12 protein-coding genes are annotated in these 13,640 nt (G+C 71.2%); 10 read left to right on the forward strand and 2 right to left on the reverse strand.

Annotated features, from left to right (window positions below; all coding sequences use genetic code 11):
• Positions 1 to 227: 227 nt before the first annotated feature.
• Positions 228 to 1,124, reverse strand: coding sequence for a polyphosphate kinase 2 (gene ppk2, locus ACIRPU_RS33280; RefSeq protein WP_403874044.1), 897 nt, complete (start codon positions 1,122 to 1,124; stop codon positions 228 to 230).
• 176 nt (positions 1,125 to 1,300) lie between these two features.
• Here ppk2 and ACIRPU_RS33285 point away from each other — a divergent pair, with 176 nt between their 5' ends.
• The 8 genes from ACIRPU_RS33285 to ACIRPU_RS33320 all read left to right on the forward strand — a co-directional run bounded on the left by ACIRPU_RS33285 (position 1,301) and on the right by ACIRPU_RS33320 (position 10,234).
• Positions 1,301 to 3,097: a methylmalonyl-CoA mutase family protein gene (locus ACIRPU_RS33285; protein WP_403874046.1), complete on the forward strand. Its 1,797-nt coding sequence runs from the start codon at positions 1,301 to 1,303 to the stop codon at positions 3,095 to 3,097.
• Positions 3,097 to 5,271 (forward strand): methylmalonyl-CoA mutase, encoded by a 2,175-nt coding sequence (gene scpA, locus ACIRPU_RS33290; RefSeq protein WP_385562672.1) that lies wholly within the window; start codon positions 3,097 to 3,099, stop codon positions 5,269 to 5,271. The genes ACIRPU_RS33285 and scpA overlap by 1 nt, the downstream gene beginning before the upstream one ends.
• A gap of 5 nt (positions 5,272 to 5,276) precedes the next feature.
• Entirely contained in the window at positions 5,277 to 6,263 is a 987-nt protein-coding gene (meaB, locus tag ACIRPU_RS33295) for a methylmalonyl Co-A mutase-associated GTPase MeaB (RefSeq protein ID WP_403874049.1), read from the forward strand.
• Positions 6,264 to 6,428: 165 nt separating this feature from the next.
• Positions 6,429 to 7,004 (forward strand): TerD family protein, encoded by a 576-nt coding sequence (locus tag ACIRPU_RS33300; protein WP_403874051.1) that lies wholly within the window; start codon positions 6,429 to 6,431, stop codon positions 7,002 to 7,004.
• 16 nt (positions 7,005 to 7,020) lie between these two features.
• On the forward strand, positions 7,021 to 7,197 hold the full coding sequence (locus ACIRPU_RS33305; RefSeq protein WP_403874053.1) for a twin-arginine translocase TatA/TatE family subunit: 177 nt from the start codon (positions 7,021 to 7,023) through the stop codon (positions 7,195 to 7,197).
• A gap of 212 nt (positions 7,198 to 7,409) precedes the next feature.
• Positions 7,410 to 8,687: a sensor histidine kinase gene (locus ACIRPU_RS33310; protein ID WP_403874055.1), complete on the forward strand. Its 1,278-nt coding sequence runs from the start codon at positions 7,410 to 7,412 to the stop codon at positions 8,685 to 8,687.
• On the forward strand, positions 8,684 to 9,409 hold the full coding sequence (locus ACIRPU_RS33315) for a response regulator (protein WP_403874057.1): 726 nt from the start codon (positions 8,684 to 8,686) through the stop codon (positions 9,407 to 9,409). Before ACIRPU_RS33310 ends, ACIRPU_RS33315 begins: the two co-directional genes overlap by 4 nt.
• A gap of 171 nt (positions 9,410 to 9,580) precedes the next feature.
• A complete protein-coding gene (locus ACIRPU_RS33320) occupies positions 9,581 to 10,234 on the forward strand; it encodes a lysophospholipid acyltransferase family protein (protein WP_403874059.1) in 654 nt (217 codons plus the stop codon).
• A 173-nt stretch (positions 10,235 to 10,407) separates the two neighbouring features.
• Here ACIRPU_RS33320 and ACIRPU_RS33325 read toward each other — a convergent pair whose 3' ends face one another.
• Positions 10,408 to 11,400, reverse strand: coding sequence for a LacI family DNA-binding transcriptional regulator (locus ACIRPU_RS33325; protein ID WP_403874159.1), 993 nt, complete (start codon positions 11,398 to 11,400; stop codon positions 10,408 to 10,410).
• A gap of 293 nt (positions 11,401 to 11,693) precedes the next feature.
• Between ACIRPU_RS33325 and ACIRPU_RS33330 the strand changes: the two genes are divergently transcribed.
• Both ACIRPU_RS33330 and ACIRPU_RS33335 read left to right on the forward strand, forming a co-directional pair.
• Positions 11,694 to 12,620, forward strand: a complete 927-nt coding sequence (locus tag ACIRPU_RS33330; RefSeq protein ID WP_355702979.1) for a sugar ABC transporter permease — start codon at positions 11,694 to 11,696, stop codon at positions 12,618 to 12,620.
• 4 nt (positions 12,621 to 12,624) lie between these two features.
• A complete protein-coding gene (locus tag ACIRPU_RS33335; protein ID WP_403874062.1) occupies positions 12,625 to 13,548 on the forward strand; it encodes a carbohydrate ABC transporter permease in 924 nt (307 codons plus the stop codon).
• The last annotated feature ends 92 nt before the right edge of the window (positions 13,549 to 13,640 follow it).

The raw sequence follows: 13,640 nt of genomic DNA on the forward strand, positions 1-13,640 counted from the left end.
AAGCCTTCCTCGCCCCGACAAGAGCAGGTGGGGGAAGTCACAGCGGTCCGTCCACGACCGCCCCGCCACGAGGCGGGTCCCACGGCCGTGTCCAGGTCATGACATCGCCACGGTGATCGGCGTGATCTCGGCCGGTCGATCCGTGGCTGGTGATCGACGCGGCGGCACGGCGGCGCACCCGGTCCGATCCGGTCGGTCGGCCCGGGTGAGGGGCTCACGCCGACCGGTCACGCCTCCCTCTCGTGCGGGGTGTCGTCCTCGCCCGCCTCCAGCAGGGTGGCCGCCGCGCCGATGATCCGCGGGTCGGGGCGGCCGACGACCTCGTCGTCCTTGTCCCCGTAGTCGAAGCGGGCCAGGACACTGCGCATGGCCTCCACCCGGGCGCGCTTCTTGTCGTTGCTCTTCACCACCGTCCACGGGGCGTGTTCGGTGTCCGTCTCGCGGAACATGGCCACCTTGGCGGCGGTGTAGTCGTCCCAGAGGTCGAGGGAGGCCAGGTCCATCGGGCTCAGCTTCCACTGCCGCACGGGGTCGACCTGGCGGATCGTGAACCGGGTGCGCTGCTCGCTCTGCGAGACGGAGAACCAGAACTTGATCAGTTCGATCCCGTCGTCCACGAGCATCCGCTCGAACAGGGGTGCCTGGCGCATGAAACGGCGGTACTCGTCGTCCGTGCAGAAGTCCATCACCCGCTCCACACCGGCCCGGTTGTACCAGGACCGGTCCAGCAGGACGATCTCACCGGCGGTCGGCAGATGTTCGACGTAACGCTGGAAGTACCACTGGCCGCGCTCGCGTTCGGTCGGCTTCTCCAGGGCGACCACGCGGGCGCCGCGCGGGTTGAGGTGCTCGGTGAACCGCTTGATGGTGCCGCCCTTGCCGGCCGCGTCACGGCCCTCGAAGACGATGACGAGCCGGCGCCCGGTCTCCTTGATCCAGCTCTGCAGCTTCAGGAGTTCTATCTGCTGGAGCCGCTTGTGCAGGTCGTACTCCCTGCGCTCCATGCGCCGGTCGTACGGGTAGTTCTCCCGCCAGGTGTCCACGGGGGACCCGTCCGGCCGGATCAGCACCGGATCGTCGTGGTCCGTGTAGTCGACGCGCATCCCTGACAGCAGTTGGTCCATCTCGCGATGGAAGCAAGCGTGTCCGTACAGGGGGCGAACGGCGTGCGAAGCCCAGGTGTCCGCGCTGCCGCGGAAACCCGGGCGGCCGGAAGAGGCCGAGGTCACAGGGCCCAAGCGGCCAAGGTCACAGCCCCGCCCTCTGCTGCCGCTCGACCCCTCTGGCCTAGCATCCGAGCATGACGGTCCTGCCCGAAGACGGGCTTTCGCTGGCCGCCGAGTTCCCTGACGCGACTCATGAGCAGTGGCAGCGCCTCGTGGCGGGCGTACTGCGCAAGTCGGGCAGGGACGTCTCGGACGCGGCAGCCGAGGAGGCCCTGTCCACCGCGCTGGAGGACGGGCTTCACCTCCGGCCCCTGTACAGCGCGCACGACGGCGCGCCCGACCCCGGCCTGCCCGGATTCGCGCCGTTCGTCCGCGGCGGCCGGGCGGAGGGGAACTCCGTCGGCGGCTGGGACGTGCGACAGCAGCACACGACCGGCGGCGCGGTCCTCGCGGACCTGGAGAACGGCGTCACGTCGGTGTGGCTGCTCCTCGGCGACGGCGGCTTTCCGGTCGCCTCGCTCGGCCCGGTCCTCGACGGCGTGTATCTCGACCTGGCACCCGTCGTCCTGGACGCCGGAAGTGACGTCGAGTCCGCCGCACGGGAGTTGCTGCGGCTGTACGAGGAGCGGGGCGTCGCCAAGCAGGCGGCGCGCGGCAACCTCGGTGCCGACCCGCTGGGCCACGAGGCCCGCACCGGCCGCAGCTACGACTTCGCGCCCGTGGCCGATCTCGCGCGCGAGTGCGCCGAGGCGTACCCGGGGCTGCGGGCGTTCACCGTCGACGCACTGCCGTATCACGAGGCCGGCGGTTCGGCCGCGCAGGAGCTCGGCTGTTCGATGGCGACCGCGGTGGCCTATCTGCGGGAGCTGACCGAGGCGGGCCTGCCGGTGGAACTCGCCTGCGCCCAACTGGAGTTCCGGTACGCGGCCACCGCCGACCAGTTCCTGACCGTCGCCAAACTGCGGGCGGCGCGCCGGCTGTGGGCGCGGGTCACCGAGGTCTGTGGAGCGTCGGTCGGACAGGTGCAGCACGCCGTGACGTCGCCGGTGATGATGGCCCGTCGCGACCCCTGGGTGAACATGCTGCGCACGACGCTCGCCACGCTGGCGGCCGGGGTGGGCGGCGCCGACGCGGTGACCGTGCTGCCCTTCGACCACTCCCTCGGCCTGCCCGACGCCTTCGCCCGGCGCATCGCCCGCAACACGTCCACGATCCTCATCGAGGAGTCGCACCTGTCCCGGGTCGTCGACCCGGCGGGCGGCTCCTGGTACGTGGAGCGGCTCACCGACGAACTCGCCCATGCGGGCTGGGAGTTCTTCCAGGAGATCGAGCGCACGGGCGGCCAGGCGGCCGGTCTGCGCTCGGGCCGGATCGGCCAGGACCTGGCGCGCACCTGGGAGGTCCGCAGCGCGAAGCTGGCCAAGCGGCGCGAGCCCGTCACCGGGGTCAGCGAGTTCCCGGACCTCGCCGAGCGTCCCGTGGAGCGCGCGCCCGCGCCCGCCCCCCGCTCCGGCGGGCTGCCCCGGGTACGGCGCGACGAGTCGTACGAGAGGCTGCGCGCCCGGTCCGACGCCCACTTCGCGGCGACCGGATCCCGCCCGCGGGTCTATCTGGCCGCCTTCGGCCCCGCCGCCGCGCACACCGCCCGCGTCGGCTTCGCCGCGAACCTGTTCCAGGCCGGCGGCATCGAGCCCGTCACGGACGGCTCCTTCGCGGACAGCGGCGCCACCGAGGCCGTCCTCTGCTCCAGCGACGCGCTGTACGAGGATCAGGCGGCGACCCTGGCCCAGGAGCTCAGGGACGCGGGCGCCTCGCACGTGTTCCTGGCGGGCCGCCCGGGCCAGTACCCGGGAGTCGACGCGTACGTCTTCGCGGGCTGCGACGCCGTCGCCGTGCTCTCCGCCGCCCTCGACCGCATGGGAGTGTCCTGATGGGAATCCCCGACTTCTCCGGGATCGAGCTGGGGACCCCGGCCGTCGACGGCGGCGCCGAGGAGTGGCGTACGGCCGTCAAACAGGCCACCGGCGGGGACGAGCCGCTGTGGGAGACCCCGGAGGGCATCGCGGTCAAGCCGCTGTACACGGGCCGTGACCTGGAGGGCCTGGACTTCCTGGGCACCTACCCCGGTGTCGCCCCGTATCTGCGCGGCCCGTACCCGACGATGTACGTCAACCAGCCCTGGACGATCCGCCAGTACGCGGGCTTCTCCACCGCCGAGGAGTCCAACGCCTTCTACCGGCGCAACCTGGCGGCCGGCCAGAAGGGCCTGTCGGTCGCCTTCGACCTGCCCACCCACCGCGGCTACGACAGCGACCACCCGCGCGTGACGGGCGACGTCGGCATGGCGGGCGTGGCCATCGACTCGATCCTCGACATGCGGCAGCTCTTCGACGGCATCCCGCTGGACCGGATGACGGTGTCGATGACGATGAACGGCGCCGTGCTGCCGGTGCTCGCGCTCTACATCGTGGCCGCCGAGGAGCAGGGCGTGCCGGCGGAGAAGCTGGCCGGGACCATCCAGAACGACATCCTCAAGGAGTTCATGGTCCGCAACACCTACATCTACCCGCCGAAGCCGTCGATGCGGATCATCTCGGACATCTTCGCCTACACCTCGCAGCGGATGCCGCGCTACAACTCCATCTCGATCTCCGGGTACCACATCCAGGAGGCGGGCGCGACGGCCGACCTGGAGCTGGCGTACACGCTCGCCGACGGCGTGGAGTACATCCGCGCGGGCCGTGAAGCGGGTCTGGACGTGGACGCGTTCGCGCCCCGGCTGTCGTTCTTCTGGGCGATCGGCATGAACTTCTTCATGGAGGTCGCCAAGCTGCGGGCCGCGCGGCTGCTCTGGGCGAAGCTGGTGCGTCAGTTCGACCCGCAGAACGCCAAGTCGCTTTCCCTGCGCACCCATTCGCAGACCTCGGGCTGGTCGCTGACCGCGCAGGACGTGTTCAACAACGTGACCCGTACCTGCGTCGAGGCGATGGCGGCGACGCAGGGCCACACCCAGTCGCTGCACACCAACGCCCTGGACGAGGCACTCGCGCTGCCCACCGACTTCTCGGCGCGCATCGCCCGCAACACCCAGCTGCTGATCCAGCAGGAGTCCGGCACGACCCGGGTGATCGACCCGTGGGGCGGCAGCGCCTACGTCGAGAAGCTGACGTACGACCTCGCCCGCCGGGCCTGGCAGCACATCCAGGAGGTCGAACAGGCCGGCGGCATGGCCCAGGCCATCGACGCGGGCATCCCCAAGCTGCGCATCGAGGAGGCGGCGGCCCGTACCCAGGCCCGCATCGACTCCGGACGCCAGCCGGTGATCGGCGTCAACAAGTACCGCGTCGAGACCGACGAGCGGATCGACGTGCGATCGGTCGACAACTCCTCGGTGCGCGCCCAGCAGATCGCCAAGCTGCGGCGGCTGCGCGCGGAGCGCGACGAGCGGGCCTGCCAGGACGCGCTCGACGACCTGACCCGGGCGGCCGGCGGCGAGGGCAACCTGCTGGAGCTGGCGGTGCGCGCGGCCCGCGCGAAGGCCACCGTGGGGGAGATCTCCGACGCCCTGGAGAAGGTGTACGGGCGCCACGCGAGCCAGATCCGTACCATCTCCGGCGTGTACCGCAACGAAGCAGGCGAGTCCCCGTCCGTGGACCGCACCCGCACCCTGGTGGACGCCTTCGAGGAGGCCGAGGGCCGCCGTCCGCGCATCCTGGTCGCCAAGATGGGCCAGGACGGCCACGACCGCGGCCAGAAGGTGATCGCCACCGCCTTCGCCGACCTCGGCTTCGACGTGGACGTCGGTCCGCTGTTCCAGACCCCGGCCGAGGTGGCCCGTCAGGCCGTCGAGGCGGACGTGCACATCGTCGGCGTCTCGTCGCTGGCCGCCGGGCACCTGACCCTCGTGCCGGCGCTGCGGGAGCAACTCGCCGAGGAGGGACGCGAGGACATCATGATCGTGGTCGGCGGGGTGATCCCGCCGCAGGACGTGCCCCTCCTGCTGGAGATGGGCGCGGCGGCCGTCTTCCCGCCCGGGACGGTGATCCCGGACGCGGCGTACGACCTGGTCGAACGGCTGTCGGCCGGCCTCGGACACGATCTGTAAGCCCCATGGCCATCGACCTCGACACGTATGTGAAGGGTGTACTCGACGGCAGGCGGGCCCTGGTGGCCCGTGCGATCACGCTGGTCGAGTCCACCCGGCCCGATCACCGGGCGCTGGCCCAGGGGTTGCTGACCGAGTTGCTTCCGCACAGCGGGACGGCACGGCGGATCGGCGTCAGCGGGGTGCCGGGCGTGGGCAAGTCGACGTTCATCGACGCGTTCGGCACCATGCTCACCGCGCTCGGGCACCGGGTCGCGGTGCTCGCCGTGGACCCGTCCTCCAGCCGCACCGGCGGCTCGATCCTCGGCGACAAGACGCGGATGGAACGCCTGGCCGTCGACCCGGCGGCCTTCGTCCGCCCCTCCCCGACCTCGGGCACGCTGGGCGGGGTGGCCAAGGCGACGCGCGAGTCGATCGTGGTGATGGAGGCGGCGGGCTACGACGTGGTCCTGGTGGAGACGGTCGGCGTCGGCCAGTCGGAGACCGCGGTCGCCAACATGGTCGACTCCTTCCTGTTGTTGACCCTCGCCCGTACCGGCGACCAGCTCCAGGGCATCAAGAAGGGCGTCCTGGAACTGGCCGACGTGATCGCCGTCAACAAGGCGGACGGCCCGCACGAGCGCGACGCCCGCGCGGCGGCCCGGGAACTGGCGGGCGCCCTGCGGCTCATGCACGGCAGGGACGCGGCCTGGACCCCGCCCGTCCTCAGTTGCAGCGCCCGTGAGGCGGCCGGCCTGGACACCGTCTGGGAGCGCCTCGAACAGCACCGCACCCTGCTCGACTCCACCGGCCGGCTCGCCGCCAAGCGCCGCGAGCAGCAGGTCGACTGGACCTGGTCCATGGTCCGCGACGAACTCCTCGGCCGCCTGCACGCCGCCCCGGCGGTACGAGCCCTGGCGCCCGCCCTCGAACAGCAGGTCAGGGACGGCGAGTTGACGGCCACCCTGGCCGCCGAGCGCATCCTCGAGGTGTTCGGCGGAAAGGAGAGCTGACGCCCGCCGGAGCCTCGGCCCCCGGGAGCGACAGCCGTCGAAAGTCGGGATCAACGGCACATTTCCCCATATTTTCTACAGTGCTGTAGATTCGATTCACGCAACCGCGCGTGACATCTCGATCGTCTCGACCAGACACGACCAGTCTCAACCAGGAGGAAGACAGTGGGAGTTTCCCTGTCCAAGGGTGGCAACGTATCCCTGAGCAAGGCGGCGCCGGGGCTGACCGCGGTCCTGGTCGGCCTGGGCTGGGACGTGCGTACCACCACCGGCACCGACTACGACCTCGACGCCTCCGCCCTGCTCCTGGACGCGTCCGGCAAGGTCCCGTCCGACCAGCACTTCGTCTTCTACAACAACCTGAAGAGCCCCGACGGTTCGGTCGAGCACACCGGCGACAACCTCACCGGTGAGGGCGAGGGCGACGACGAGTCGGTCAAGGTGAACCTCGCCGCCGTCCCCGCCGAGATCGACAAGATCGTCTTCCCGGTCTCCATCCACGACGCCGAGAACCGCGGCCAGAGCTTCGGCCAGGTCCGCAACGCGTTCATCCGCGTCGTCAACCAGGCGGGCGGCCAGGAGATCGCGCGGTACGACCTGAGCGAGGACGCCTCCACCGAGACCGCGATGGTCTTCGGCGAGCTGTACCGCAACGGCGCGGAGTGGAAGTTCCGGGCCGTGGGCCAGGGTTACGCCTCCGGGTTGGCCGGCATCGCCGCCGACTTCGGCGTCAACGTCTGACCGGGGCGGTCTCCTCGTGTTCGGACTGAGCGAACTCGTCATCATCCTCGTCGTCGTCATCGCCGTCCTCGCCGCCAGGAAGCTGCCCGAACTGGCCCGTTCGGCCGGAAAGTCGGCGCGCATCCTGAAGGCGGAGGCGCGGGCGGCGCAGGAGCAGCGGCCGCCCGGCGGAGAGGGTCGGCACGCCGGCTGATCCGCGGGCGCAGAAACGGACCCGGGCGGCCGCGAGTCCGGCGTCGACGCCGGACTCGGCCTTCTCCGCGGGACCGTCCCGGGTCGGTGCGTCGCCTCCGTGCACTTCCCGCGTGTCCTCCCTGAGATGTAGGCGCCAGAAGTACGGGGTGCCGGAAGAAGGACGTCAGGGAGGACGTCCGGCGGACGGGGCTCGGTGAGAATGAGCGGGTGATGAACGTCGAGGCGGCCGGTCTGACGGGCGAGGCCGGGACCGCGCCGGTACGTCCGGCCGTGCCGCCGCCCCGGCCGACCCGACGCAACCTCCTCTTCGACGCGCTGCTCGCGCTGGCCCTCGCCGTCGCCGGGACCGCCTATGCCGTGAGTGCCGGGGTCGGCCGGAGCTACCTGCTCGTCGAGGGCGTGGAGCGGGCTAGGACCGGCGCGGACACCTGGCCGGGCGCCGTGGTCCCCGCGCTCCTGGTCACGCTGCCCCTGGCCGTGCGCAGGCGCTATCCCCTCGCCGTGCTGTGGGTCGTGCTGGGCGCGGGGGCCCTCGCTCCGGACGGCGAGGCCCGGATCGTCTTCTACTCCCTCGTCGTCGCCGTCCACAGCGCCATCGCCTACGGCCCGTACCGCGCGGCCACCCTGGCCGGCCTGCCCCTGGCGCTGCTCGTGCTCGCCTCGATCGGCGACGCCGGGGTGCCGGCCGTCCCGGACCGGTACGTCCCCCTGCTCGTCCTCCTCCCCCTCGCCATGGCCTCGTACGGCATGCGTACCTGGCGGGCCCGTGCCGACGAACGGCAGGCGCGGATGGCGGAACTGGAACGCGAGCGGGCCGCGGAGTCGCGCCGGGCGGCCGAGCACGAACGGGCCCGCATCGCCCGCGAACTCCACGACGTGGTCACCCACCACGTCAGCGTGATGGTCATCCAGGCCGGCGCCGCCCGCACGGTCCTGGACGCCGCCCCCGCGCAGACGCGTGAGGCCCTCCTCGCGATCGAGGCGGGGGGACGCGCGGCCATGACGGAGCTGAGGCATGCCATGGGCCTGCTCACGATGAACTCCGGGGACGACGTCGGCTCGGTCTCCGCGGACACGGCCACGGCGCCGCCGCCGGGCCTCGACCAGGTGGCGGAACTCGTCGGCAGGGTGCGCGCCTCGGGCCTGTCCGTCGAGTTGACCGTGACCGGAGCGCGGCGCCAGGTGCCCGCCGGGATCGATCTCACCGCGTACAGAGTGGTGCAGGAGGCGCTGACCAACACCATGAAGCACGCGGCCGGAGCCCACGCGGCCGTGACCGTCGCCTACGGGGACGCGGACCTGGGCGTCGAGGTCACCGACACCGGTGGCGTTCCGAGCGCACGCGCGGCCACGGGCGCCGGACTTGGCCTGCTGGGCCTGCGCGAGCGCCTCGACGTCTACGGCGCCACCCTGCGCAACGGCCCGGCTCCTGACGGCGGTTACCGTGTCGCGGCCCTGATCCCGCTTCTGCCCCTGGAGACGACGTGACCGACGACCCGCTGCGTGTGGTGGTCGCGGACGACCAGATCCTCGTCCGCACCGGCTTCCGCATGATCCTCACGGCCCACGGCATCGACGTGGTCGCCGAGGCGGGCGACGGGGAGGAGGCCGTCGAGGCGGTCCGGCGTACCCGCCCCGACGTGGTCCTGATGGACATCCGCATGCCGAGGCTCGACGGTCTCGAGGCCACCCGCCGCATCCTCGCCGGAGCCCCCGGCGAACCACGCGTGATCATCCTGACGACGTTCGACCTCGACCAGCTGGTCTACGACGCTCTCGCCGCCGGCGCCGGCGGCTTCCTGCTCAAGGACGTCACGCCCGAACACCTGGTGGCCGCCGTCCGGTTGATCCGCACCGGAGACGCCCTCCTCTCCCCCGCCATCACCCGCCGCCTCGTGGAACGTCACGGCCCGGGCGGGCACGGACACCGGGCCGGCGGCGCACCCCTGGAAGCCGGCCGTCCGGGACCGGCCGCCGGTACCGGCGATCGCCACCCCGACCTGAGCGCGTTGACCCCGCGCGAACTCGAAGTCCTGGGCCTGCTCGCCCAGGGTCTGAGCAACACGGAACTCGCCGCCCGGCTCCACCTGTCCGAGACGACCGTCAAGACACACGTCTCCCGCATCCTGGCGAAGCTCCGACTGCGCGACCGCGTCCAGGCGGTGATCGTCGCCTACCGGACGGGACTGGTGAGCCCCACCGGACGGTGAAGCGCGGCGCACGGCGGCAGCCGACGCCCGCTGTCGGCGCGGCTCGGGTTCAACGCAGCCCGGGCTCAACGCGGCCCGGTTTCGGCGTGCGTTGAGTATCCGTACTCAGGCGCGTTCCTCGCCCGCGGCACGACACTGGGGCTCCTGTCGCCCTCACCCGGAGGTTCCCTCGTGTTCAGCCGTGCCGTCATCGCCCTGACACCGTTCTTCGGGCGGCTCACCGTCACCAGCGAGATCAAGCTGCGCCTGCCCGCGGGTACCCTCTTCGTGGCCAACCACGACTCCATGGCCGACCCCGCCGTCGTCATGACCGCGCTGCGGCGGCTGGAGCTCGAACCGGTGGTGATGGCGACCGCGGGGCTGTGGCGCATCCCGCTGCTCGGCAGAGCGCTGAGCCGTGACGGTCACATCCCGGTCCACCGCCGTACGGCGCACGCGGCGCTGGCTCTCGACGCCGCCGCCGAGGCGCTGGCCGGCGGCCGGCACGTGCTCCTCTACGGCGAGGGCCGACTGCCGCGCCGCAGGGACGCGGCGGCCACCGCGCCCGAGCCGTTCCGCACCGGGCTCGCCCGTCTGGCGCGGGCGAGCGGCGCGCTGGTGGTGCCGGTGGGCCACGCGGGCGCCCGGCGGATCGCCTCGGGGTCGGCCGCGAAGCAGCTGGCGGGCACGCTGACGGCGCCGGTCCGGCGGCCGCACTGCCATGTCCACCTCGGCGCGCCGCTGCGGCTGCCCGCGGAGACGGAGCGCGGCACGGCGGCCGCCCGGCTTGCCGTCACCGCGGCCTGGCGGACCGCGGCCCGCGCGGTGGGCGAACACCCGAGGTAGTCACGGGCGAGGATCCGAGGTGCTCGCCGGCGGATCCCCGGGGCGGTGGCCTCTCGTGCTGACCCTGCCGCGAGCCCGTCCCGCTCCGGGCGGCGCACACCACCGGGTCACCGGCCCGCCGTCCGGCCCGACGCGGCCACGGCCGGGCGCCCGGCGGCGGTCCGAACCGGTCTTCACCGCTCCGCGGGCGGTGGCGCCGTGCTCTGCCGCAGCACCAGCCGCGTCGGCACGAGCGTCGTTCCGTGTTCCGAACCGTCCGGGCGCATCTTGCGCAGCACGGCCTGGACGCAGAGCCGGCCGACCTCGGCGAAGTCCTGGTGCAGGGTGGTGAGCGGGGGCAGGAAGGAACTCGCCTCGGGGATGTCGTCGAAACCGATGACGCTGACGTCCTCGGGCACCCGGCGCCCCCCCTCGTGCAGGGCGCGCAGCAGGCCCAGGGCCATCTGGTCGTTGGCCGCGAAGACGGCGGTGCAGTCTTTCCGGGCGGCCAGCTCGCGGCCGGCCAGGTAGCCGGACTCCGCCGACCAGTCGCCCCTGACCAGGGGCGGCGCGGTGCGGCCCGCCTCGGTGAGGGCCGACCGCCAGGCGTCCGCGCGGCGCTGCGCCGCGAACGAGCCCTCGGGTCCGCCGAGATGCCAGACGGTCCGATGGCCCAGGTCGAGAAGATGCTGGACGGCGGTCCTGGTGCCGCCCGCCTGGTCGGTGTCCACGACGGTGTAGTGGTCGCCGGCGTCGGAGTCCACGACCACGACCTGGACGTGCGGCGGCAGTTTCACGGTGGCCGCGTCCAGCAGGTGGACCTCCATGATGACGATCACCGCGTCGACGGCCAGCTCCTCCAGCCGGGAGAACGCGCCGCGCACCTCGTCGCTGGTGGGGACGGCCACCGGGAGCAGCGTCACCGCGTAGCCCTCGGCGGCGGCCGAGGTCGCGATCGCCTCCAGGGTGCGCACGTTGCCGGTCGTGGACAGCGTGAACGTGATGACGCCGATCGTGCGGAACTCGCCGCGCTTGAGGGCGCGGGCGGCGCTGTTGGGCCGGTAGCCGAGTTCCTTCATGGCCTCGAGGACCTGCTGCCGGGTTTCCTCGTTCACACCCGCGTAACCGTTGGAGACCCGGGAGACGGTCTGCGAGGACACCCCGGCGAGCCGCGCGACGTCCGCCATGGAGGCCGTCGCCCGACCGCGTCCCGGCACGTTGGCCGGTGATCTTTCAGCCATGTCCACTCCGTGTGCCCACCTCTCTGTCGGCGCAGGTGCCACGGTCTCACCGGAGGACCCTTGACCATCGTTATCGGGGCAGTGTAGACATGCCGCCATCAGATGTTTACGTAAACATAACAGCTTGCCAAGCCTCTTGCGTGGCTGATGTTTACGTAAACATCATGGTGGCGGTGAGGCGTTCGGAAATCTCCGCGCAACACCGCCCCGGTTCCAGGACTGGACGAGCGAGGAACGACATGACGACGCTGCAACCGCCGGTGGCCGCCGAGCCGCGGCCGGCACCTCCCCCGGCGAAAGGGGACCGCCGCTCCTGGACGGGGTGGGGTTTCATCGGTCCCTTCGTGGCCGTTTTCGCCCTGGTCTTCCTGGCCCCGATCGCGTATTCGATCTACCTGAGCCTCTTCCGGGACCAGCTGATCGGCGGCAACCAGTTCGTCGGGCTGGACAACTACACGCGGGCCTTTCAGGACGACGCGTTCTGGTCGGCGGTCGGCCGGGTGGCGCTCTTCCTGGTGATCCAGGTGCCGATCATGCTGGGCATCGCCCTGCTGGTGGCACTGGCACTGGACAGCGGCCGGCTCTACGGCAAGAGCTTCTTCCGGATCACGATCTTCCTGCCGTACGCCGTGCCCGCCGTGGTCGCCACCCTGATGTGGGGCTTCATGTACGGCACCAAGTACGGCCTGGTGGGCGACATCAACTCCGCGTTCGGTGTCACCCTGCCCGACCTGCTCTCCCCCTCCTGGGTGCTCGCCTCCATCGGCAACATCGTGACCTGGGAGTTCGTCGGGTACAACATGCTGATCTTCTACTCGGCGCTGCGGGTCGTCCCGACCTCGCTGTACGAGGCGGCGGAGATCGACGGCGCCGGTCAGTGGCGGATCATCAGCTCGATCAAGCTGCCCGCGATCCGGGGCGCGCTCGTCATCGCCACGATCTTCTCGATCATCGGCAGCTTCCAGCTCTTCAACGAGCCGAGCATCCTGCGTCCGCTGGCGCTGAACTCCATCACCACGGACTACACGCCGAACTTCTACACGTACTCGCTGTCCTTCAACGGCCAGCAGCACAACTACTCCGCGACGGTCGCCATCATCATGGGCGTCATCACGATGATCGTCGCCTACGCCGTCCAGCTGCGCGGCATGCGCAAGGGAGCGTGACCCGATGAGCACCTCTGTCACCGCTCCCCCCGCGAAGAACACCGCCCCGAGGCTACGAACCCCCCGCAAGAAGCACACCCCGGGCAAGCCCAAGCGCAATGTGCTGCTGACGGTGCTGATGGCCCTGATGGTCCTCTACACCGTGGTGCCGCTGATCTGGCTGGTCATCAACGCCACGAAGACCCAGTCGGGCCTGGCCGACTCCAACGGCCTGTGGTTCGCCCACGACTTCGCCCTGTGGGACAACATCCGGACCACCTTCACCTACCACGACGGCATCTTCGGCCGCTGGCTGCTGAACACCCTGCTGTACGTGGTGCTCGGTGCGGGCGGCGCGACGCTGCTGGCCGTGCTGGGCGGGTACGCGCTGGCGAAGTTCCAGTTCCCCGGCAAGCGTGCGATCTTCGCCGTGGTGATCGGTGCGGTCGCCGTGCCGGCTACGGCGCTGGCCGTGCCAACCTTCCTGATGTTCAGCAAGATGGGGCTGACCGACACCCCGTGGGCGGTGATCATCCCGTCGCTCGTGTCGCCGTTCGGTCTCTATCTGATGTGGGTGTTCGCCGCGGAGGCGGTCCCGACCGAGCTGCTGGAGGCGGCCCGGATGGACGGGGCGAGCGAGGTGCGGACCTTCTTCCAGGTCGCGCTGCCGCTGCTGGCCCCCGGGATCGTGACCGTGCTGCTGTTCACCACGGTCGCCACCTGGAACAACTACTTCCTCCCGCTGATCATGCTGAAGGACCCGAACTGGTACCCGCTGACGCTGGGTCTGAGCGCCTGGAGCTCCCAGGCGCAGACCATCGGCGGCGACGTGATCTTCAACCTGGTGATCACGGGATCCCTGCTCACGATCATTCCCCTGATCGCCGCCTTCCTGTTCCTCCAGAAGTACTGGCAGTCCGGCCTCGCCGCCGGAAGTGTCAAGGAGTGACGTGGGCAGCGCCCCCAAGCCCCACATTTGAGCACCACCGGCACCACCCCCACCCTCACCTGTCCCACCCACGAAGAAGTGGAAGCAGCCCC

This window comes from Streptomyces sp. NPDC102259, from assembly GCF_044766465.1.
Classification (GTDB): domain Bacteria; phylum Actinomycetota; class Actinomycetes; order Streptomycetales; family Streptomycetaceae; genus Streptomyces.